Source organism: Anaerolineae bacterium (assembly GCA_013178165.1).
Lineage (GTDB): Bacteria > Chloroflexota > Anaerolineae > Aggregatilineales > Ch27 > Ch27.
Genome location: JABLXG010000043.1, coordinates 1 through 20,948 on the forward strand (window position 1 = coordinate 1; position 20,948 = coordinate 20,948).

Consider the following 20,948-nt stretch of genomic DNA (forward strand, 5'->3'; position numbering starts at 1 on the left):
CAACGAACACACCAACCAACACGGCAACGCCGACCGACACCCCGACGAATACACCCACGGCGACACCGACAAATACGCCGACGTTGACGCCGAGCAACACGCCAACGAACACACCAACCAACACGGCAACGCCGACCGACACCCCGACGAATACACCCACGGCGACACCGACAAATACGCCGACGTTGACGCCGAGCAACACGCCAACGAACACACCGACGCTGACGCCGTCCAATACGCCGACCGACACGCCAACGAACACCCTCACACCCACGGCGACGCCGACGGCAACCGCTACACCGCTCTTGGCCGCGTATAACCTCGCAGTGCTGAGCGATGGCCCGGTGAGCTACTGGCGGCTCAATGAGGCTGCTGGAACCACCGCCGCTGATAGCGCCGATGGCAATACTGGCTCGATCATGGGCAAGGTGACACTGGGTGTGCCAGGCGCGCTGACCGGCGATGGCGACACCGCTATGCAGTTCAACGCCTCGAACGGCTACATCCGGGTATCTGATAACGCCAACCTCAACGTCACTGGCGACTTCACCGTCGAAGCCTGGGCCATGTTGACCGTGCTGGATGGCTCTAGCCGGGTGGTGGTGCACAAGGGCAATACGTCCGGCTACAAGGGCTGGCAGTATCGCCTGAGCGTGACCAGTAACGATCAGTGGCGCGGGACGGTCTACGTGGGTGGCAATGCTTTCACCGTGACCGACTCCGGGACGCCCACCCTTGGCGGCTGGGATCACCTGGTCTTCACCCGCCAGGGCGATACCCTGACGCTGTATGTCAACGGCGTGGCAGTCGCTACCGGGACGGCCAGCGGTCCGCAGAATACCAGCAACGGCTACTTTGCCATTGGCCGTACCGCTTCCTACAACGGCGATCCCTTCATCGGGGGGATTGACGAGGTGGCTTTCTACAACTACGCCCTCTCACCGGAGCGTGTCCTGGTGCATTATCAGGCCGGGACGGGCGGCGCGGGGGCTTCCACTGACGGAGGCGGTATGGCTGCCGCCCAGGGTCAGCGCATCGCGCTGGAGGAATCGCTCCAGCCAGCGGCAACTTCCACGATTGTCCCGCCGACGTCTACCCCGACTGAAGTGCCAACAGCAGCACCAACGGCGACTGATCAGCCGGTTGGCGCCGACTTCTCCGCCGGGCAGGTGATCGAGTCGGACGATGCGCAGGTGACGCGTACCGGCGAGTGGGCGACCTACACGGCCGGGCAGGCCAGCGGCGGGAGCTTTCTCTACACCAGCGGGCAGGCCGCTGACGCCTTGACCCTGGCGTTCTACGGCACAAGCGTGGTGATCGTCTATGTGCTGCATCCAGCTTTTGGCACATGGGCGATCGAGGTGGATGGTGCGTTGCTGGGGACAATCAACAGCACAGGCCCGGATTACGTATACGGAGCGCAGGCAGCGATCCGCAACCTGTCGGCAGGCTGGCATACGCTGCGCGTCCATGCCGTGACAGGCATGTTCGCCATCGACGCCTTTCAGGTGGAGGGTGAGGTTGCAGTGGCGGCCCTGCCGCAGCCGACAGCTTCGCCGACCGTGCCCCCTTTCATCACCATGACGCCGGTTCCAACTGAATCGCCGTTTCCAACCGAACCGGCCACTGCCGCGCCAACCGATGCGCTACTGGCCGAACCACCGACCGCGACATCGCTCGCCGCAGTTACCCCTGCGCCAACGGAGACACCCCTGGAGACAGCCACGGCTACCCTGACGCTGGAGCCACCGGTAGCCACGGTCAAAGCGCCTGCTGATGCGTCGACAGCGACATCCCTGCCAACGGAGACTGCGGCCCCTGTTGTGACGGCGACGCCGACTCTAACAGCGACGCCGACTGCCACGCCTGTGCCGGTAGTGTTGCCGTTCGTTGAGACGTTCGACGGCGGCGGCTGGCTGGCTGAGGGCAGCTGGCGGCTGGAGGCACAGTCGGCCTACAACGGCGCAGGCTGGTTCGCGGATGCTGGCGGGCGTGGCCTGGTCAGCCTGTTGACCTTTGGCGCGGCCATCGATCTGGGGAGTGCACCGGCGCCGCAGATCAGCTTCTGGTTCCGCAGCGCTCTGGCCGAGAATGATCTGATGGCCGTCGATGTCAGTCTGGATGGTGGCTTGTCCTGGGTAACACTGCTGCAGGAAGCGGGGCCAGTGGTTGACTGGACGCAGCGCACGCTGGACCTGAGCGCGTTTCGTGGCCGGCTGATTGGGCTGCGCTTCCGCCTGGATACCACGGCTCCTCTGCCGCAAGGGGCAGCTTCCACGGGCTACTGGGTTGATCAGCTTGTCATCGCCGATGCGCCGCCGACGCCGACTGCTGCGCCGCCAACGGCTACACCGGAACCGAGTCCAACCGCGACCCAGACGTCTACCCCTACACTGGAGCCGACGGCGACGCCGTTGCCGACGGCGACGCCGTTGCCGACGATGACGCTCCTGCCGACCGAACCGCCGACTCCCACGCCAGCGCCAACGGCTACGGCGACCGAACTGCCGCTGGCGCAGCCGCCGGACGATCCGCTGGCAACCAATACGCCCGGCCCGCCGCAACCGCCACCGGGACAGAGCTGATCTTCTGCGCGGTCAGGATTCCTTTCTTCAGGACTTCTTTCTGATGTAAGCGCGACCGGGCCGCGTCAACAGGCCCGGTCGGTGTCATCCGGGCAACATAAGCGTTATCGACGATTCTGCAGTAAACTGGTGAGATAGGTCTAATTGCGATGTCGTTGTCGAGTCAAGTTGGGTCGTTAAGAGTGAATTATCAAACGAAGCAGGAGAGCACGGCCACAGCCGTGCTGATGCAGCTTGCCCCTGTCGGGCTGGCGTTGTTGCTCTGGCTGGCGGCGTTGCCGACCATCAGCCTGCGGCGGATTACCGATATCGGGTTGATCGCGGCTTTGCCGCCGCTGAGTCTGGCGGCGCTGGCGTTGCTGGTGGCCGGCTTTTGCCTGGCGCTGGCCCGTCCTCAGGTCCGCGGGCCGGTGCTGGCGCTGCATGTGGTCGTGTTGATCTTCATGCTGTACGGGGTCACCGCCTTGATCGAAGAGTCGCCGCGCTATCCGGTGGCCTGGTTACACGCTGGTTTCACCGAGTACGTGATGCGTACTGGCCAGACGGCACCGATGCTGGATGCCCGCTTTAACTGGCCCGGTTTCTTTTCCCTGACGGCCTTTGCTACCCAGGTTGCTGGCCTGGAAAGCGCCCTGGCGCTGATGAGCTGGACGCCGGTCTTCCTGAATCTGTTGTATCTGGGGCCATTGCTGGCGATCTTCAGCGCGGTTGGCGAGGATGTCCGCCTGCGCTGGCTGGGGGTGTGGTTTTTCTACCTGGCCAACCATGTCGGCCAGGACTACTTTTCCCCCCAGGGATTGAACTACTTCTTCTATCTGGTCATCCTGGCGATTCTACTGGGGTGGTTCAGGGCGAAGGCTGTCGGGGAGAGCCTGCTGTGGGGCGTGCCGGGTCTGCGAATGCTGGTTCGTCGTTCGTGGCTGGGGAAGGAATGGCTGGCAGCTGAAGCGAGCCGCTGGCCCCGCTCAAGCACGCCTGTCCAGCGGGTCGGGCTGCTGTTGATCGCCCTCGTGCTGTTCGTCGCCGTGACTGTCAGCCATCCACTGACGCCGTTCTTTGTGCTGCTGGCGGTGACTCTGCTGGCCCTGTTCGACCGGATCATGTTGCGCGGGTTGCCACTGATCATGGGGGTGGTCCTGGCCACCTGGATCGCTTACATGACGACTGCCTTCCTGAGCGGCCACCCGGAGATGGTGATCGGGGCTTTCGGCCAGATCGGCAGGATTGTCGACCGCAATGTCACAGAACGGCTGAGCGGCAGCCCCGGTCATCTGCTGGTTACATATGGCCGTCTGGGGCTGACCCTGGTCGTCTGGGGGCTGGCCGCGCTGGGGCTGCTGCGGCGGATCCGGGCCGGTCATCGCGATCTCTCCTTGCTGTTGCTGGCGGCTGCGCCGTTTGCCCTGCTGGTGCTGCAGAACTATGGTGGCGAAATGCTGTTGCGGGTGTATCTCTTTTCGTTGCCGTTTGTGGCCTTTTTCGCGGCGGCGCTCTTTTGGAGCGGGACGGCGGATGGACAGCGGGGGCGGGTAGCCGTGATGATCGGGCTGGTGAGTCTCGGCCTGCTGGCTGGCTTCCTGCTGGTGCGCTATGGCAACGAAAAGATGGACTACATCAGCACCGACGAGTTCGAGGCCGTGGCTACGCTGTACGAGACCGCTGAGCCGGGCGCACTGCTGGCGGCGTCTTCCTACAACCTGCCCTGGAAATATCGCGATTACGAGCGCTTCAGCTATTTGACCCTCAAAGATGAGGTGTTGTTTGGCGGGGCTGACGCCATGATCAATGCCTTGCGGCAGCGGCAGAACCCCTACAGTTACCTGATTCTGACGCGCAGCCAGGGGGCTTACCTGGAATTGTTCTACCATTTTTCACCGGAGGACTGGCAGCATTTGCAGGACAGCCTGATCGATTCCGGCCAGTTCGCGGTCGTCCATAGCAGCCCGGACGCGCTGATTCTGGCGCTGAAACCAGAGGACGACGATGGAGGCGGCCAATGACCCGTGCAACCTGGCTGTGGCCGGTGATCATCATCATCTCTGCCGCGGCAGCCTGCCTGACGGTTTTTGTGTTTCCGGCATCGCCGCTGCGCCCAGCGCTGACGCTGTGGTTTTTGCTGGTGTGCCCGGGGATGGCTTTCGTGCGCTTGCTGGATATCACGCCGTCTTATCTGGAGTGGATGCTGGGTGTTGCCCTGAGCCTGGCGCTGGATACCTTGTTGAGCGCGTTGATGATGTACGCGCACGCCTGGTCATGGGAGCTGGCGCTGCTGTTGCTGGCTATGCTCAGCGTGGGCGGGGCGGCCCTGCAGGTTGTGCTGGCTGGGCCGGGTAGCCAGCCAGGCCCGGCTGGCTGGAAAGTGATCCGGCGATGACTTCCCCATTGCTTTCTGCGACCCTGTGGTCTCAGTTGAGTATGGTGTCGGTTGGTTTGCTGATCGGCCTGCTGGTGGTCCGGGAGGCTTTGCGTGTGTATGACAGCCGGCTGCTGGAGGCGCGGGGGCGCTGGCTGAATGTCGCCATTGTGCCATTGCTACTGGTGGCGGCGGTGACTCTGGCAGCGCGGATCGGGGAGTTGTTGTTCTGAGGAACAAGCAGGCTGGCAAAGTATCCGCCGCTGTGCATTATGCTATACTGAGTCTAGGGCGGGGCAATCGCGGGGTCTGAAACGGGAGTGGTGCAGGCCCCCGGCCCTGCATGAGGGTTTTCCGCGCGCGTGGCAGAGCACAGGGGCGCAGGCCGCTTGCTCCAACGCGCAGGCTGGTTTTGCGGATGGCCTCCGGGCCGTGCCGCTCCTCGCTTCCAGGCGCTAGCTGCGACGTCAGGTCGCAGGTCGAATCGGTTGGGTTGGCGCGTCAACCATTATCCCTTCCATCCTTAAAGCCCCTGACCCGACCGATGCCGAACAGCCGATCGGGGTCATGGGTATCCCCGGTTGGGACGTACTCCCTGGTGGTGTTCCGTTTGTTTGCCGTGCCAATTTGAGCGCGGTGAGGCTTTTCCTCTGCGCAGCATGATGCCGGGAGCGGCAGCGATGAATGCTGGCGATCGCCTGAGTCCGTTGGAGCGCATCCTGCAGGCAGAACGCGATGCTGAACGGCGGCTCCGGGAGGCGGAGGAAGGGGCGGCGGCGCAACTGGCGCGAGCGCGGCAGCAGGCGGCGGCGACCAAAGCCGATGCTGTGCAGCGGGGGCGCCAGCAGGGTCAGGCTGAACACGATGCGATCCTGGAGGCAGCCCACCGGGAGGCGGCGGAGATTGTCGATCAAGCCCGCCAGCGGGCCGCGAGCCTGACCGCAACGCCTCAGGCATACGTCCCAGCCATGGTTGAGCGTATCCTGGCGATCGTCCTTGGCCGTGTCCGTGCGGAACGTTGACGCGTACCTGGCCCGGAGGGAACGAGACCGATGACCCATAAGATGGTCCACCTGCAGATCATCGGCCTGAAGGCGGATATCCTCCCCGTTATTCACACGCTGGGCGAACTGGGCTGCCTGCACATCGACCGCACCGGGGAGGACGCCGGGGGGATGATCCATCCGCTGACGGTGGATGCAGTTTTCCTTCGCCGTCAGGAGGAGTTGAACCTGCAGCTGTTGCAGGTCAACGGTATGGTGGATTACCTGCGGATTGATCCAGCATTGGGCCGGTTGGCGGAACCCGATTCCGCCGGGCTTGCCGAACAGGTCGATCAGCTGCTGCCGCATCTGCAGGCGCTGGTCAACCGTCGCGACCGTTTGCGAGCGGAGCAGGAGCTGTTGCCGCGTTTTGAAGAGACGATGCGCAAGCTCCTGCCGCTATTCCCTGCCACTGCGAGCGACGCGGATTACGTGTCATTTGGCCTGTTGCTCAGCCGTGAGCATGCCGATGTGCCCGGCATCATCCAGCGCCACGCGGCGGAGATTACCGGGGGCCGCGCCGAGGTCACGCTCGGCCCGATTGACGCTGCGACCCAGGCCATGCTGATCACCGTGCCGCGCGCCTTTGCCGAAGCGATCGGGACGATGCTCGACCGGCAGGATGTCGCCCGCCTGCGCCTGCCCAGCGAATTTGACAGCACGTCACCCGATGCGGCTATCGCTTCGCTGCGCCGCCGCTTGAACACGGTTCACGAGGAATGCGCGGCGGTTGAGCACGAATTGGAGGCGCTGGGGCAGCAGTATGGGCCGGCGCTGGCCGCCCGGCAGGGGATGTTACAGGATGAGCTGCAAACCTATAACATCCTGTCCCGCCTGGGAGAGACGGAACAGACCTTTGTGGTGCAGGGATGGACGCCACAGGCCGAACTTGAGCGGCTGCAGACGGCCCTGCATGAGCGATTTGGCGAGCGTGTTGTCGTGCATACGCTGCCGTTGACGGAGGTCGATCGCCGGCGCGCGCCGGTGGCCCTGACCAACCCGGCGGTGGCGCGGCCCTTTGAGGGCCTGGTGCATATGTACAGCACACCGCGCTATGACGGCATCGACCCGACGCGGTTGATGGCCCTATTTTTGCCCTTCTTCTTTGGCATGATGCTGGGCGATATCGGCTACGGCGCGGTGTTGCTGGGCGGTATGCTCCTGCTGCGGCGGCGCTTCAAGCCGGGTATGCTGCGCAATCTGACAACCATCCTGGCCTACGGGGCGGGGTGGTCGATCCTGTTTGGCCTGCTGTTCGGCGAACTGTTCGGCCCGCTGGGCGAGGAACTGGGCCTGCATCCGCTGCTCTTTGACCGGGCCAGCCCGGCGCACCTGATCGATCTGCTGGCGATGACGCTGGCGGTGGGCGTGGTGCACATCCTGCTGGGGTTGCTGTTGGGCCTGTGGGAAGGCGTCCGGGGGCGGGATCGGCATCACCTGCTGGAGCGGGGGGGTCGGTTGCTGGGGCTGGTGGCGCTGTTGATCCTGGTTGGAGTGCTTGTGGACCTGTTGCCGGAGGGCTTCATGACTCCGGCGTTGGCCCTGCTGCTGGTCGGGACGGTATTGCTGTCGGCGTCGCTGGGCAAGATCGGGATCGTAATCGGCCCGATCGAGATGATCGGGCTGCTAGGCAATGTGCTGTCTTACCTGCGTATTGCGGCGATTGGGTTGTCGTCGGTGTACCTGGCCCGTGTGGCCGGGGAGATCGCCGGGGCAGTCGGCAGCATCGTCGTCGGGATCATCATCGCGATTCTGTTGCATGTGCTTAACCTGGTGCTGGGAGCCTTCAGCCCTACCATTCAGAGCCTGCGTTTGCATTACGTGGAATTCTTCCGCAACTTCTATGAAGGTGGGGGGCGGGCTTATGAGCCTTTCCGCTACCGGCTGGCGATTCATGAGTAGCGGCGACGGATAAGGGGGAAACAGCATGGAGAATGGGCTGACCGCGATCGGGGCCGGGCTGGCCATCGGTCTGGCGGCGCTGGGGACGGGCATTGCCCAGTCGCGCATTGGCGCGGCGGGGGCTGGCGCCGTCGCCGAGAAGCCGGAACTGGCCGGCGTGATCATTCTGCTGGTGGCCATCCCGGAGACGATGGTCATCCTCGGTTTTGCCACAGCGGCCATGATCCTGCTGCTGGGCGGCTGATATGAGCCTGGATGCCATTCTGGGGGCCATTGCCGGGGCGGGGCAGGCCAGGGTTCGGGCGGTAGAGCAGCGGGCACAGGCGGAGACGGAACAATTGCTGGCCGCCGCCCGGGAGGAAGCCGCCCGCCTGTTTGAGGAAGCGCGCCGGTCAGCGGCGGAGGCCGCTACGGGCGAACAGGCGCGTTTGTTGCACCGGGCCAGGCTGGAAGCCAGCCGCATCATTGGCGAGGCGGAGCAGGCGATTGTGGCGCAGGCGCTGGAGGAGGCGCGCAGCCGGCTGGCGCAGGCGCGCGAGGAGCCGGATTACCCCGATCTCCTGCGGGCGCTGGTCGATGAGGCGCTGGCCGCCCTGCACGGGTCATTGTTGCCGGGCGAGCAGGCCACCCTGCAGGCCGATCCGCGCGACCGCAACCTGCTGGAGCAGATCATCCGCGAGGGCGGCTATGACGTGACGCTGGCCTGGGTGCTGGAAGGCTGGGGAGGGGTGCGGGCGGTCAGCCCGGAGGAGCGTGTGGTCGTGGACAATACGCTGGAAGCCCGACTGCTCCGGGCCACGCCCTGGTTGCAGCGCGCGCTGCCCGCGCTTCTGGAAGCGGAGCCTGCCCCTGATGGAGAGCAACCCGCCTCCGCCTGAGGGCGGGGTGGGCCGCTACAGGGAAACATGGCCGGTTACGAGTACGCCAACGCACGATTGCATGCCATGAAGGGCCGCCTGTTGCGGCGGGACGATTACCGGGCGCTGGCTGAAACGCCTGGCCTTGAGCGACTGCTGGCGGCGCTTTCCCATACGCCTTACCGCGAAGCAATTGAATCCACGCTGATCCGGGTCAGCCTGTTGGAAGCTCTTAACCACGCTCTCAGCGCGGATCTGTGCGCAACCGTCGGGCAGGTGCGGCGCTTTTTTGACCCGCCGCAGGGCCGGGCGCTGGCGCTGGCATTGCAACACTACGACATTCACAACCTCAAAGCGTTGCTGCGCGGCCTGCAGAATCGGGCGCCGCTGGCGGAAATTCGGGCGGCACAGTTGCCTATCGGTGATCTGTCGGAGGCGGTGTTGGCCGAGCTGGCCAGGGCTGCTGATGTGCGCAGCGCGATCGATCTGCTGGCCAGCCTGCGGTTGCCACAGGCTTCGCCTCTGCTGGCGGTGCGTGCCGTGCATCCCGGGGCGCAACTGCCGGAGCTGGAACTGGCCCTGGATCGCTGGTACTTTGCGCAGGCGCTGGCGGCGGCGCGGGAAGGTCCGGCGGAAACGGCGCTCCTGCGCGACGCGCTGGCGCTGGAGGCCGACCTGGTCAACCTGCTGACCGTGATCCGGCTGGCGGCCTTCCCAGCGGAGCGATCGCTCTATCTGCAGCGTTACCGGGTCGGTAGCCCACGCGAGTTGTTGGTCAGCCCGGGACGGTTGCCTCTGACGGTGCTGGACGAAGCGGCAGCCCAGACGTCGCTGGTTGCTGCCGCGCAGGTGCTGGCCGGTACGCCTTATGGTGAACCGCTGGCCGCCGGGCTGGAAGCCTTCCGGCGTTCGGGGCGGCTGAGCGATGTGGAGCGTCACCTGCGCCGTTACCGGTTACGCTGGCGGGCCGGCCTGGTCGCCCGCGATCCGCTGGGGATCGGCGTGGCCCTGGGTTACCTGGCGCTCAAGGTCAACGAGGTGGAAAACCTGCGCCGGGTGATCTACGGGGTCAGTGCTGGCCTCGCACCGGGGGCGATCCTTGATGATCTGGAGTTTGCGGCATGAGCAGCCTGCGGGTGGTTGTCCGATCCGATCTGGCTGTCGGGTTTGCCCTGGCCGGGGTGGAAACGCATGGCGTTGAGGACGTAGAAGCCGCCGAGGAACTGATCGCCGGCTGGCTTGACGCGGGCGAAACCGGCCTGCTGGCCATTGAGGAGAGCCTGCTGGCCCACCTGGATCGGGCGCTGCTCAAGCGTCTGGATGCTTCCGGGACTCTGCTCTACCTGGCGATCCCCGGCGGCGAGGCGGCGGAAGACGGGATCACGCGCAGCGCCCGGATCGCCCGGATGATCCGGCGCACGATCGGGGTGCGGATCGCTTTCGGCGGGGAAGAGGCGGAGGAGACGGGTGACTGAGGACACAGGAGGAAAGGCCGGGCGGATCGTCCGCATTGCCGGGCCGGTTGTGGGCGTCACCGGTCTGGAGGCCGTGCGGCTGTTTGACGTGGTGCATGTGGGCGAGCTGGGGCTGGTCGGCGAAGTGATCCGGCTGGCCCACGACCTGGCAGTCGTCCAGGTTTATGAGGAAACGGCCGGACTGCGGGTTGGCGAACCGGTGGTCAATACCGGCCTGCCGCTGGTGGCACAGCTGGGACCGGGGCTGCTCGGGCAGATTTACGATGGTCTGCAGCGCCCGCTGACCGCCCTGCAGACGCTGAGCGGCAACTTCATCGACCGGGGCGTCAGCCCCTTCCCGCTGCCACAGGGGACGCGCTGGCCGTTCACGCCGCGCGTCTGTACCGGAGAGGTGGTCAGCGGCGGGGACATCCTCGGCACCGTGCCGGAGACGCCGGCCATTACCCATGCGGTGCTGGTCCCGCCCGGTGTGCGCGGCAGGGTGGCCCATATCAGTGCAGGTGACCTGACGATCGACGAGATCGTGGCTGTGATCGAAACCGATCCAGAGGCCGATGGCCGGACGCACGAAGTGCGGCTGCGGCAGGCCTGGCCAGTGCGGCAGCCGCGCCCCGTCCGGGAGCGATTACCCGCCCGGCAGCCGCTGGTGACCGGCACACGGGTGATCGACGCCTTTTTCCCGGTAGCCAGGGGTGGAACGGCGATTGTCCCCGGCGGTTTTGGCACCGGCAAAACCGTGCTGGAGCAGGCGCTGGCCCGCCGGGCTGACGTAGACGTGGTGATTTATGTCGGTTGTGGGGAGCGCGGCAACGAGATCGCCGATGTGCTGGAGGAATTCCCGGCGCTGGAAGACCCCCACACCGGCCTACCGCTGATGAACCGCACCATCCTGATTGCCAATACTTCCAATATGCCCGTTACGGCACGGGAGGCCAGCATCTACACCGGCATCACCCTGGGTGAATACTACCGCGACATGGGTTACGACGTGCTGTTGCTGGCTGATTCGACCTCACGCTGGGGCGAGGCGCTGCGGGAGATTTCCGGGCGGCTGGAGGAAATCCCTGGCGAGGAGGGCTACCCGGCTTACCTGGCTGCCCGGCTCTCTGAATTCTATGAACGTTCCGGCCGGGTGATCTGCCTGGGGAGCGACGGTGCGGAAGCAGGGCCGGAGGGCGAGGCATCAGGCCAGCGCACCGGCTCACTGACGCTGATCGGCGCGGTCTCGCCGCCCGGCGGCGACTTTTCCGAACCGATCACCCAGAGTTCGATGACGGTCGTTGGCGCGCTGTGGGCGTTGGATTACAGCCTGTCGCGGCGGCGGCACTTCCCGGCGGTGAGCTGGACGCAGAGCTATACCCTGTACGATTTGCGGCGCTGGTACGCTGCGAACGTGGCCGAAGACTGGGGCGACCTGGTGCAAGAGGCGATGGCCCTGCTGCAGCGGGCGGACGAACTGCAGGAGATCGTCCAGATCGTCGGGCCGGAGGCGCTCTCCGAGATGGAGCATTTGCTGCTGCTGGCCGCCCGGATGATCCAGGAAGACTTCCTGCAGCAGTCGTCATTTGAGGCCAGCGACCGCTACAGCCCGCTGGAAAAGACATACTGGATGCTGCGCGTGCTGCTGGCCTACTACCATCACTGCCGGGCAGCGCTGGAAGAAGGCGCGGCGCTGGAACAGTTGCGCAGCCTGCCGGAAGTCGCCCAGATCGCGCGGGTCAGGGAAGTGCCGCCGGATCAGGTGATCCCGCTGCTTAAGGGGCTTGACGAGCGTCTGCGCGGCAGTGCTGCCGGGGGGAGCCTGGGCGTATGAAAGCTGATCTAGCGCGGCCATCGCTGGTCACCAAAGAGTACCGCACAGTTTCACAGATTCGCGGGCCACTGGTTTTTATTGAACGCACCTCGGAAATTGCCTACCACGAGATGGTCGAGATCATCGATCCGGAGGGGCGGGTCCGGCTGGGGCGCGTGCTGGAAGTCAACGGCAATCATGGCATCGTCCAGGTGTTTGTGGGGACAACCGGGCTGGACCTGCGGGCGACGCGCGTCCGCTTTCGCGGCGATGTGGCCCGCCTGGATGTCTCCCTGACGATGCTGGGGCGGGTGCTGGATGGCACCGGCCAGCCGATTGACGGCGGTCCGCTGATTGTGCCAGAGGCGTCGCTGGACATCAACGGTGCACCGATCAACCCCACGGTGCGCACCCACCCCAGCGAGTTTATCCAGACCGGCATCTCGTCCATTGACGGCCTGAATACCCTGACGCGCGGGCAAAAGTTGCCCATTTTCTCCGGCGCTGGGCTGCCCGCCAACGAGCTGGCCGCCCAGATCGCGGCGCAGGCGCGGGTGCTGGGGCGCCAGGGGCAGGAGGCGGAGCCATTCGCCGTGGTCTTTGCCGCGATCGGTGTCACCCACCGCGAGGTCAGTTTCTTTGTGGATCAGTTCCAGGCCAGCGGGGCGACCGAGCGCACAGTGCTGTTTGTCAACCGCGCCGACGATCCTTCGGTGTTGCGGCTGATGACCGCCCGCGCTGCGCTCACCGCGGCGGAGTACCTGGCTTTTAAGCACGGGCTGCATGTCCTGGTGATCATGACCGACATGACCAACTACTGTGAAGCCCTGCGTGAGGTGGCGGCTGCCCGCGAGGAAGTGCCGGGCCGACGCGGTTACCCCGGCTATATGTATTCTGACCTGGCCAGCCTATACGAGCGCGCCGGACGCATCCGGGGTAACCGCGGTTCGGTGACTCAGCTCGTCATCCTGACCATGCCCGATGACGATATCACCCATCCCATCCCCGACCTGACCGGCTACATCACCGAGGGGCAGATCGTGCTCAGCCGCGACCTGCATCGCCAGGGCATCTACCCACCGGTTGACATTCTGCCTTCGCTCTCCCGCCAGATGAAAGCCGGAATCGGCGAGGGCAAAACACGGGCCGATCATCGCTTTCTGGCCGACCAGCTGTATGCACTGTATGCATGGGGCCGTGATCTGCGCCGCCTGGTAGCGATCATCGGGGAGGCGGCGCTTTCCGCCGAGGAACGGCTTATCCTGGATTTCGCTGACCGGCTGGAGCAGCGCTTCATCGGCCAGGGTAAGACCAACCGCAGCATCGATGAAACGCTCGACCTGGCCTGGACGCTGCTCGATCCATTGCCGCCGGAAATGCTCAAGCGCATCCCCGACGCGCTGATCCGTCAGCGGCGGGATGGGGCGGGGGAGAACACATGAAAAGCATTTCCAGCACGCGGATGGCGCTGCTGACGCGTAAGGAGCAGATCAAGCTGGCCGAACAGGGGCGCGAACTGCTGGAACAAAAGCGTGCGGCCCTGATGGAGGAATTGCTCCGCGTAGCGGATACGGTGTTCAAAGAAACTGAGACGCTGCAACAGGTTGCGGCGACGGCCCAGAGCGCCCTGGCGCGGGCCAACGCAACGGCGGGTGTGGAGGCGGTGCGATCGGCGGCACTGGCCAGCCAGGGCGAACTGCCGCTGCAGATCGGCAGCGCCAATGTCATGGGCGTCAAAGTGCCTGTCATTGAACAGGCGCGGGCGATCCGCTCAACGCTGGATCGGGGCTATTCCGTGATCGGCTCCTCGCTGACGATTGATGAAGCAGCGGCGGCGTTTGAGGCAGAAGTAGAGCTGATCATTCATCTGGCGCAGAGTGAGTTGCGCCTGCGCCGCCTGGTGGCCGAGATTGAGCGCACGGCGCGGCGGGTCAACGCCCTCAAAAACATCCTGATCCCGCAACTGGAAGCCGAAGCTGCCTATATCCAGATGACGCTCAACGAGCGCGAGCGGGCTGATCACTTCCGGCTCAAGCTGGCCAAGCGTGCCCTGGAACGCAAGCGGGCCGCGGAACTATCGTGAGGTGGAAACGGTAGCAGCGCTACGCGGCAGCGGTTCAGGCTCGGCGACGGAAGTAGAGTACCAGCCCAACAACGACCAGAATCGGGAAAATCCCGAAGCTGATCGCATAGGCCAGGAGCATGGTGATCCGGGCCGCAGTGACCAGAGCATCTAGCACAGCTCTGTCGCGCTGTTCGGCGGGGGAGGGTGCCAGCTCGAATGGTGAAACTGATCCAGCCACCGCCCGTAGGAGTGGGCCTGCCCCGGCGATCAACGTTACTGGCCGGCCTGTCGGGTTTGTCAGAGCCAGCGTCTGGCTGGCGCCAACCGTCCAGATCTGCCCGGTAGTCTCATCGCTGGCCCGCACTTCCCCCCGGCTCACGTACAGGCGTGGCTCCGCGTTGCTGAGACTCTCCACGGCAAAGTCGGCATCGGTGCTTTCCAGCAGATAACGCCCGGCCTGTACACGCAGCGGCGTGTCCTCGCCAGCCGCGCCAACACTCCACAAAACGCCACGTTCCAGCGCGATCACGCCTTCGAGATGTGCGATGATGGTCGCCGCCGGACGGTAGAGGCGCGCACCGCCCTGGCGGATGATCTCGGTATCGGAACGCAGGGACAGGGCAATCTCACCGTAATCGCGCTCTGTGCTGGAAAGCTGAACGCCATAACATCCGGCGGCGGCAATCCGCATTGCCAGGGGGCCTTCCGGCGCAACGCCGGGCAGGGCAAAGCGACCATCCAGCGGGTCAGCGTGGGTTACTGGTAGACCCTCAACCATGACCTCGGCAAAAGGCAGCGATTCCCCAGTATCCAGCCGGATGGTACCGCGAACTGTCCCGCTGCCCGCCGGGATGAGGTGCAGTTCGGCTTCCACTTCTGGCGTCCGGGTCAGGTCGATCTGGCGCGGTGCGTGAACATAACCAGACGACTGCGCCAGCAGTGCATAGCGGCTGATCGGCACAGTGGTGAAGACAAAATGGCCTGCGTCATCGGCAGTAGTCGTTAGACCTGCGCCGCTAGCCAGGTCAATCGCCAGTATACTCCCGCTAATCGCCTGTCCACCGGTATCCATAAGTTGGCCAGAGATTGTCCCCGGTGCGGCGCTGGCTGTCATGGAGATTGTCACCGGGGCCTCCTGCCCACCAGGAACGATGACTTCCTGAGGAGCGGCCGTGTAGCGTTTGCCATCGATGATCACTGGAATCATCGAAACCTGATAGGTCAGATCATGATGGGTCAGACCTTCGACCGCCAGCGTCGCCACGCCATCGACTGCCGGGCCGTAGAAGTTGCGCCAGCGCCAGTCGTAGATTTTGGTTCGTGCGTCTATCTGAACGCCGCTACTGCCGGGCGGAAGGCCCTCGATCGTGACCAGCAGAGTGCGCGTGGTCCCCCGGTCAAAGCGCAGGCTGCGCACCGCCTGTCCTGACCGGCCATCAGTGGAATGGGCGGTGACGATCAGGTAGGCGACGTCATCGTTAAGGGTCAGCGGGCTGTCGGCATTGTGGCACATCCCGCAGTCTTCGATCACATGCGGGTCATCCGAAGGCCAGGGGCGATCCGGGCCGGTCATCACCGCTGAAGCGTGGAACCACCCCTGGTCATCCAGAGGAACAGTCATCCGCTGGGTATTCCCGCTGGTATCGACCAGTTCGACCGTCACCTCGACTTCGGAGGGTTCCACGTGGGCACTGTAGCTGATGACCTGTCCGGTAATGGGCATGCTCAGCCTGAAGTTGCCAAGGGTGTAAAAAGTTTCCCCTTCGCCCGGCGAGCCGATCAGGATGATCAGGTCTTCGTTGGAACCCTGGGCGCTGACGCCATCTGGAATCAGGATCAGGCCGAAGCCCAACAGGACACAAAAAACCCAGACGGTAGCCCTCATGATGGTTTCTCCACGTCAACAGCCAGCTCCCAGGGATTGTTGGCGTAGTGACAGCGTGCACAGTCAACCTCGCTGCCCAGATTGTGCGACACCCAGACATGATTGGAGGGGATCACCCCGGCGATCAGGGTAACGCGCCAGGTGGCCCACTGCCCAAGGTATGGCTCGGCAGGATCTTCAACCGGGCGCGCTTCCAGGCCGCCATGGTCATGGCAGGTTTCGCAGCGCAAGTCAGGGTGTGGGGCGGCGGCTTCGGGAGCCAGATAGGGTTTCCAGCAGGTATCCACAAAAGCCGTCTCGGTGTCTGCGTCATTGTGGCAATCCGTGCAGGCGGCAGCGCCGCTGTGCGGATTGTGACAGGTGGTGCAGGTAGCCCCGGCATGGGCGGTCGAATCGGCTAGCTCGCGCTGGCGCATCGTCCCCCGGCCGCTGTCACGGTGGCACTGTTCGCAGAGTTGGGTGCTGCTTTCCTGAGGAATGTGCGTTTTGCTGATCGGGTCCCACCAGGCGATTGTCTCCAGGGTTTTGCCGGTTTCGTCGCTCGGATGGCAGTTTACACAGCGGATGCCCTGCCACTGGCTTTCCGGCACGACTGGATTGCCCTCAGCCACGCGGATCTGTGCATCGTTAGGGAACTTGCAGGAGACACAGTTGGGCGGTGCATTAATGACCGCTTCAGGGTCCCAGTTGGCAGGGGACTTGCACTGGGCGCAGTAGGTATTGGGGCCGGTTTCCAGGCTGTAGGTATCGCCATGGACGCCAGCGCGCATCGCTTCGCGAATGGCCGTGTCGTCACGAGGGATGGGAGTCGGCGTGGAAAGTGGGGCGGAGGCGCAGGCCGCCAGGGCGAAAAGCAGAATCAGAAACAGGCCGGCATTCCGGAACAGCTGATGTGCGCTCATTGCGATCCCCCTTGCGGGAAAAACGGACACCAGTAAAGCACAGCGCCCTGTGGATGGCAGGCGGCATTGCCACATGGTACTGTCTGGGCGATGGCCGGATGCAGCGCGTCACGCGCGTGATGGCAGCGTCGGCAGTCAACCTCGGTGCGCAGGTTGTGCGAGGGCCATGAGGTCAGCGTATGGGCGAAGCGGCGGGTGATGACCATGCCGTAATAGTTCGATTGCTCGTCGTAATCATGCCACAGGGCCAGGCCGCCCTGATCATGGCAGGCCGAACAGTGAACTTCCGGATGGTTGGCATGTTCCCCGGCAGCGGGACCGGAATAAGGATCATGGCAATTCTCACAGAAGATCTGTCCGCCGTGAGGATCATGGCAATCGATGCAGGTCATGCCGGGATGGGCAGCGTCGGCTGCCATTTCTTCGATGACCTGAAAGCCGTGGCTGCCTTCGTGGCAGTGCGCGCATAAATCTTCAACTGTTTCGACAGGCTCGTACTGGCCGAGTTGCTGATTCCAGAAGGAGGGGGCGATCCGGAAAGACTCACCGACTGGCTCATGGCAGATTGGACAGCCAATATCATGCCATTCATCCCCGGGAACAGGTTCGCCGCCCTGCAGAATGGGGCGTGCTTCGCCGGGGATACGCTTGCAGGATGCACAGTCCAGAGCAGCTTCAGCGGCGGGATGTGTCGGGTCCCAGTTCAGAGGGGATTTGCAGCGGGCGCAGGTCGTATCGGCCCCCAGGCCACCATCATAGGTATCGGCGTGGCCTGATGTCTCCCATTTCGCGTAAGCGGCGGCGAGTTGAGCGATGCTGGCAATGGAATCGGGCAGGAGCGGTGTGACGGTTGGCGGTGGTCGATCCTGGGCGTCCACTGCAGTGCCACCCAGACCAAGGGCGATGAGCATCAGGCCAGCAAACACCAGCCCTAAGGCAGGCCCTGACTTCGTCATAAATCCCCCCCGTTAGTGAATCGCTAAGCAAATTGTAGGGGATCAGGGGGGTGCAATCAATTGCTGGGGGGAGGACTCAGATTTTTCCTGACAAAATCGAGAAATTCACTGACAGACAATGCCCCCTCGTTGACCTTATTCTAGGATAGGTCTTTCCTCTCGTTATGTCACCATCGTTGACCGTTTCGATTGGTTGTTAGTGCAGCGGACTCCCATTAAGTAAGAGAGAAAGGAGCCTGATCACCCCGGTACCTGTTTGTGAAATTCTTCCGAAATGGCATTGAGGTCATGTTGTCACTCAGACAGTAAGAAAGGAAAGTTCATGAGCAAAGGTCGACAGACGAACCTGCTCACCCGCCTGAACGATGCCTCCGTCAGCCGCCGCTCGTTCCTCAAGTGGTCGGCCGCGGCTGGAGCGACGGCAGCGTTGGCCAGCAAGGTTGACCTGGTAGACGGGATTTACCCGCTGACCAAGGTCATGGCGGCGGGGGAGGTTCAAGTCATTCCCACAGGTTGTGCGCATAACTGCGGAGGTCGTTGCGTGCTGAAGTGCCATGTGCAGGATGGCGTGGTAGTTCGCATTACGACTGATACCGACCGACCGGACGATCCGAACGATCCGGCCCTGATCGCCTGCATGCGTGGCCGGGCTTATCGCCGCCGTCTCTATGCCCCGACCCGCCTCAAGACACCGTTGCGCCGTGTTGGCCCGCGCGGTTCCGGCCGATTTGAGGAAATTAGCTGGGAAGAAGCGCTGGACACGGTGGCCAATGAGATGATCCGGATCAAGGAACAGTACGGCAATTCGGCCCTTTACACTCACTATGCTTCCGGCTCCTATACCGAGATGACCGGTGCGACCGCCAACCGCCGCCTGATGAATATGTTTGGTGGCGTGCTCGGGTACTACAACAGCTATTCAACGGCGTGCACCCGCCCGGCGACTCTGGCCTTCTATGGCACCACGGCCACCAGCCCTCACCGCTGGGATTGGCAGAACACCAAGCTATTCATCCTCTGGGCCTGGAACCCGGCCGAGATGATCCACGGGACGAACACGGCCTACATGGTCAGGCTGGCCCGCAAGGCTGGCGCCAAGACCATCGTGATCGACCCGCGCCTATCAATGTCAGCGGTTGGCCTGGCCGACGAATGGATCCCGATCCGCCCCGGGACAGACTGCGCGATGATGGCCGCCATGGCCTACGTCATGATCACCGAGGGTTTGATCGATGAGGATTGGGTCAACAAGTACGCGGTTGGTTATGATGCGCAGCACATGCCCGAAGGCTATGAGAACGCCGAGTCGTTCAAGGCCTATATCCTGGGCGAGAGCGATGGCGTTCCCAAGACGCCCGCCTGGGCGGAGTCGATCACGGCCGTTCCTGCCGATACGATCACCCGCATTGCCCGGGAATATGCTACGATGAAGCCAGCAGTGATGTTCCAGGGCTGGGGTCCGCAGCGCCGCGCTTACGGTGAGCAGCCGGTTCGTTTCAACTGCGCGCTGGCTACGTTGACCGGCAACATTGGCATCCCCGGCAGTTTTGCCGGTGGCGTGGGGTCGCCTATGGCTGGCGAATTTGCCCCGGCGCCTGGCTTCTCCATCCCGCCGAACCCGGTGCCCTACTCGTTCCCGGTTCACTCCTGGACCGACGTGATCCTGCGCGGCAAGGAAATGGGACGCAAGGATGGTATCCGGGGTCTGGCTGAGGGCGAGGAGACGCTGCCCAATAGCATCAAGTTCCTCTTTAATCCGGCGGGCAACACGCTGGTCAATCAGCACAGCAATATCAACCGCACCATCGAAATCCTTAAGGATGAAAGTCTGTGCGAGTTCATTGTAACGGTTGACCATTTCATGACGCCATCGGCGCGCATGTCCGATATCGTCCTGCCGGTCTGCACGTTCATGGAGACGTGGGGGCACTGCTCCAACTGGACCTTCAGCCCCAGCCGGATCTTGATGCCGAAGGTGGTTGACCCCCTCTACGATCTGCCGAGCGACTACAAGCTGAACGCCATGCTTGCCGAGCGGCTGGGCATCTATGATGAGTTCACCGAGGGCGGCAAGACGGAAGAGGACTGGTACAACCAGTTCATCGACGGCATGATCAGCGAGTATGGCGCCATCTACGGCGACCGCGACTCGTTTGTTGCACGTGGCTCGATGACTATCCCCTACAATCCGGATACCCCGCTGCCTTTCGCTGACTATATTGCCGATCCAGAAGCTAACCCGCTGAAGACGCCGACCGGCAAGATCGAGATCTTCTCGGTTGACATGGCCAGGTTCAACGAGACGATCGGGGATCCGACCCAGTCGCCACCCATCCCCAAGTACATCCAGGAATGGGAAAGCCCCTTCGGGCCAGAAGCTGAGGAATACCCGCTGCAGGCCATGGGCCACCACTACATGCGGCGCACACACTCCACCTGGGACAACATTGACTGGATGGAGGAAGCCTTGCCGCAGCGCGTGTTTATGAACCCGATCGACGCGGAAGCGCGTGGGATCAAAGATGGCGATAACGTCAAGGTCTGGAACCAGCGTGGGGCTATGATTCTGCCGGTTCGTGTAACCCCGCGCATCATGCCCGGCCTGGTGGATATCCCGCAGGGCGGCTGGTATACGCCAGATGCAAACGGCATTGACCGGCGCGGAAGCATCAATGTCCTGACGAATGAGCGGCCAACGCCATACGCCTTCGGTAATCCGCAGCACAGCATTATGGTGCAGGTCGAGAAAGCGTAGGAGACCAAGATATGACTCAATACGGTTTCTATGTGGACATCAACGCCTGCATCGGCTGCAAGGCGTGCCAGATCGCCTGCAAAGACCGGGCCAACAACGAGGTGGGCTTCAACTGGCGCCGGGTGATCGAGTACGGCGGCGGCAGCTGGCAGAAGGTAGGCGAGGCCTGGGTACCCAGCGTTTTCGTCTACAATGTGCCGACGGCCTGTCACCACTGCTCCAACCCGCCTTGCCTGCCCGTCTGCCCAACAGCGGCGATCAGCAAGGACGAAAACGGCATCGTCAAGATCAATGTCGACCAGTGCATCGGCTGCCACTACTGCGAGTGGGCCTGCCTGTGGGGCGCCCCGATCTTCTACGAGGACCGCGGGGTGGTGG

18 protein-coding genes are annotated in these 20,948 nt (G+C 63.6%); 15 read left to right on the plus strand and 3 right to left on the minus strand.

Annotation, left to right across the window (positions count from 1 at the left end):
* From HPY64_17235 to HPY64_17295, 13 genes are all read left to right on the plus strand, one after another.
* The coding region (locus HPY64_17235) for a hypothetical protein (GenBank protein ID NPV68875.1) at positions 1 to 2,585 on the plus strand (2,585 nt) is incomplete at its 5' end.
* Between the two features lie 182 nt (positions 2,586 to 2,767).
* Complete coding sequence (locus HPY64_17240) at positions 2,768 to 4,585, plus strand: hypothetical protein (GenBank protein NPV68876.1); 1,818 nt, start codon at positions 2,768 to 2,770, stop codon at positions 4,583 to 4,585.
* Positions 4,582 to 4,959, plus strand: a complete 378-nt coding sequence (locus HPY64_17245; protein NPV68877.1) for a hypothetical protein — start codon at positions 4,582 to 4,584, stop codon at positions 4,957 to 4,959. The genes HPY64_17240 and HPY64_17245 overlap by 4 nt, the downstream gene beginning before the upstream one ends.
* Positions 4,956 to 5,171 (plus strand): hypothetical protein, encoded by a 216-nt coding sequence (locus HPY64_17250; protein NPV68878.1) that lies wholly within the window; start codon positions 4,956 to 4,958, stop codon positions 5,169 to 5,171. The genes HPY64_17245 and HPY64_17250 overlap by 4 nt, the downstream gene beginning before the upstream one ends.
* Before the next feature lie 447 nt (positions 5,172 to 5,618).
* Positions 5,619 to 5,960: a hypothetical protein gene (locus HPY64_17255; GenBank protein ID NPV68879.1), complete on the plus strand. Its 342-nt coding sequence runs from the start codon at positions 5,619 to 5,621 to the stop codon at positions 5,958 to 5,960.
* A gap of 30 nt (positions 5,961 to 5,990) precedes the next feature.
* Complete coding sequence (locus HPY64_17260) at positions 5,991 to 7,883, plus strand: hypothetical protein (GenBank protein ID NPV68880.1); 1,893 nt, start codon at positions 5,991 to 5,993, stop codon at positions 7,881 to 7,883.
* A gap of 25 nt (positions 7,884 to 7,908) precedes the next feature.
* Positions 7,909 to 8,127 carry an ATPase gene (locus HPY64_17265; protein NPV68881.1) on the plus strand — a complete coding sequence of 73 codons (219 nt, stop codon included), beginning with the start codon at positions 7,909 to 7,911 and terminating at the stop codon, positions 8,125 to 8,127.
* Between the two features lies 1 nt (position 8,128).
* Positions 8,129 to 8,761, plus strand: coding sequence for a hypothetical protein (locus HPY64_17270; protein ID NPV68882.1), 633 nt, complete (start codon positions 8,129 to 8,131; stop codon positions 8,759 to 8,761).
* Between the two features lie 27 nt (positions 8,762 to 8,788).
* Entirely contained in the window at positions 8,789 to 9,865 is a 1,077-nt protein-coding gene (locus tag HPY64_17275; GenBank protein ID NPV68883.1) for a V-type ATPase subunit, read from the plus strand.
* On the plus strand, positions 9,862 to 10,215 hold the full coding sequence (locus HPY64_17280) for a hypothetical protein (protein ID NPV68884.1): 354 nt from the start codon (positions 9,862 to 9,864) through the stop codon (positions 10,213 to 10,215). Before HPY64_17275 ends, HPY64_17280 begins: the two co-directional genes overlap by 4 nt.
* On the plus strand, positions 10,208 to 12,028 hold the full coding sequence (locus HPY64_17285) for a V-type ATP synthase subunit A (protein NPV68885.1): 1,821 nt from the start codon (positions 10,208 to 10,210) through the stop codon (positions 12,026 to 12,028). Before HPY64_17280 ends, HPY64_17285 begins: the two co-directional genes overlap by 8 nt.
* The gene (locus HPY64_17290; GenBank protein NPV68886.1) at positions 12,025 to 13,449 is read left to right on the plus strand and encodes a V-type ATP synthase subunit B; all 1,425 of its coding nucleotides are present in this window, start codon (positions 12,025 to 12,027) and stop codon (positions 13,447 to 13,449) included. The genes HPY64_17285 and HPY64_17290 overlap by 4 nt, the downstream gene beginning before the upstream one ends.
* Complete coding sequence (locus tag HPY64_17295; GenBank protein ID NPV68887.1) at positions 13,446 to 14,090, plus strand: V-type ATP synthase subunit D; 645 nt, start codon at positions 13,446 to 13,448, stop codon at positions 14,088 to 14,090. The genes HPY64_17290 and HPY64_17295 overlap by 4 nt, the downstream gene beginning before the upstream one ends.
* 34 nt (positions 14,091 to 14,124) lie before the next feature.
* On the opposite strand, the gene HPY64_17300 is transcribed toward HPY64_17295, so the two are convergent.
* Genes HPY64_17300 through HPY64_17310 form a run of 3 tightly spaced genes read right to left on the minus strand, consistent with a single transcriptional unit; the run spans position 14,125 to position 17,815 of the window.
* A complete protein-coding gene (locus HPY64_17300; GenBank protein NPV68888.1) occupies positions 14,125 to 15,957 on the minus strand; it encodes a carboxypeptidase regulatory-like domain-containing protein in 1,833 nt (610 codons plus the stop codon).
* A complete protein-coding gene (locus tag HPY64_17305) occupies positions 15,954 to 16,859 on the minus strand; it encodes a hypothetical protein (protein NPV68889.1) in 906 nt (301 codons plus the stop codon). The genes HPY64_17300 and HPY64_17305 overlap by 4 nt, the downstream gene beginning before the upstream one ends.
* On the minus strand, positions 16,856 to 17,815 hold the full coding sequence (locus HPY64_17310) for a hypothetical protein (GenBank protein NPV68890.1): 960 nt from the start codon (positions 17,813 to 17,815) through the stop codon (positions 16,856 to 16,858). Before HPY64_17310 ends, HPY64_17305 begins: the two co-directional genes overlap by 4 nt.
* Positions 17,816 to 18,137: 322 nt before the next feature.
* Between HPY64_17310 and HPY64_17315 the strand changes: the two genes are divergently transcribed.
* Positions 18,138 to 20,570, plus strand: a complete 2,433-nt coding sequence (locus HPY64_17315; GenBank protein ID NPV68891.1) for a molybdopterin-dependent oxidoreductase — start codon at positions 18,138 to 18,140, stop codon at positions 20,568 to 20,570.
* An 11-nt stretch (positions 20,571 to 20,581) separates the two neighbouring features.
* Positions 20,582 to 20,948 (plus strand): 4Fe-4S ferredoxin (locus HPY64_17320; GenBank protein NPV68892.1); only part of this gene is annotated, 367 nt, incomplete at its 3' end.

Excerpts from the sequence above, each read along its gene's own strand:
- HPY64_17305 (NPV68889.1), bottom strand. The coding sequence starts at position 16,859 with ATGAGCGCACATCAGCTGTTCCGGAATGCCGGCCTGTTTCTGATTCTG.
- HPY64_17245 (NPV68877.1), top strand. The coding sequence starts at position 4,582 with ATGACCCGTGCAACCTGGCTGTGGCCGGTGATCATCATCATCTCTGCC.
- HPY64_17265 (NPV68881.1), top strand. The coding sequence starts at position 7,909 with ATGGAGAATGGGCTGACCGCGATCGGGGCCGGGCTGGCCATCGGTCTG.
- HPY64_17295 (NPV68887.1), top strand. The coding sequence starts at position 13,446 with ATGAAAAGCATTTCCAGCACGCGGATGGCGCTGCTGACGCGTAAGGAG.
- HPY64_17275 (NPV68883.1), top strand. The coding sequence starts at position 8,789 with ATGGCCGGTTACGAGTACGCCAACGCACGATTGCATGCCATGAAGGGC.
- HPY64_17310 (NPV68890.1), bottom strand. The coding sequence starts at position 17,815 with ATGACGAAGTCAGGGCCTGCCTTAGGGCTGGTGTTTGCTGGCCTGATG.
- HPY64_17290 (NPV68886.1), top strand. The coding sequence starts at position 12,025 with ATGAAAGCTGATCTAGCGCGGCCATCGCTGGTCACCAAAGAGTACCGC.
- HPY64_17260 (NPV68880.1), top strand. The coding sequence starts at position 5,991 with ATGACCCATAAGATGGTCCACCTGCAGATCATCGGCCTGAAGGCGGAT.
- HPY64_17300 (NPV68888.1), bottom strand. The coding sequence starts at position 15,957 with ATGAGGGCTACCGTCTGGGTTTTTTGTGTCCTGTTGGGCTTCGGCCTG.
- HPY64_17315 (NPV68891.1), top strand. The coding sequence starts at position 18,138 with ATGAGCAAAGGTCGACAGACGAACCTGCTCACCCGCCTGAACGATGCC.
- HPY64_17270 (NPV68882.1), top strand. The coding sequence starts at position 8,129 with ATGAGCCTGGATGCCATTCTGGGGGCCATTGCCGGGGCGGGGCAGGCC.
- HPY64_17250 (NPV68878.1), top strand. The coding sequence starts at position 4,956 with ATGACTTCCCCATTGCTTTCTGCGACCCTGTGGTCTCAGTTGAGTATG.
- HPY64_17280 (NPV68884.1), top strand. The coding sequence starts at position 9,862 with ATGAGCAGCCTGCGGGTGGTTGTCCGATCCGATCTGGCTGTCGGGTTT.
- HPY64_17255 (NPV68879.1), top strand. The coding sequence starts at position 5,619 with ATGAATGCTGGCGATCGCCTGAGTCCGTTGGAGCGCATCCTGCAGGCA.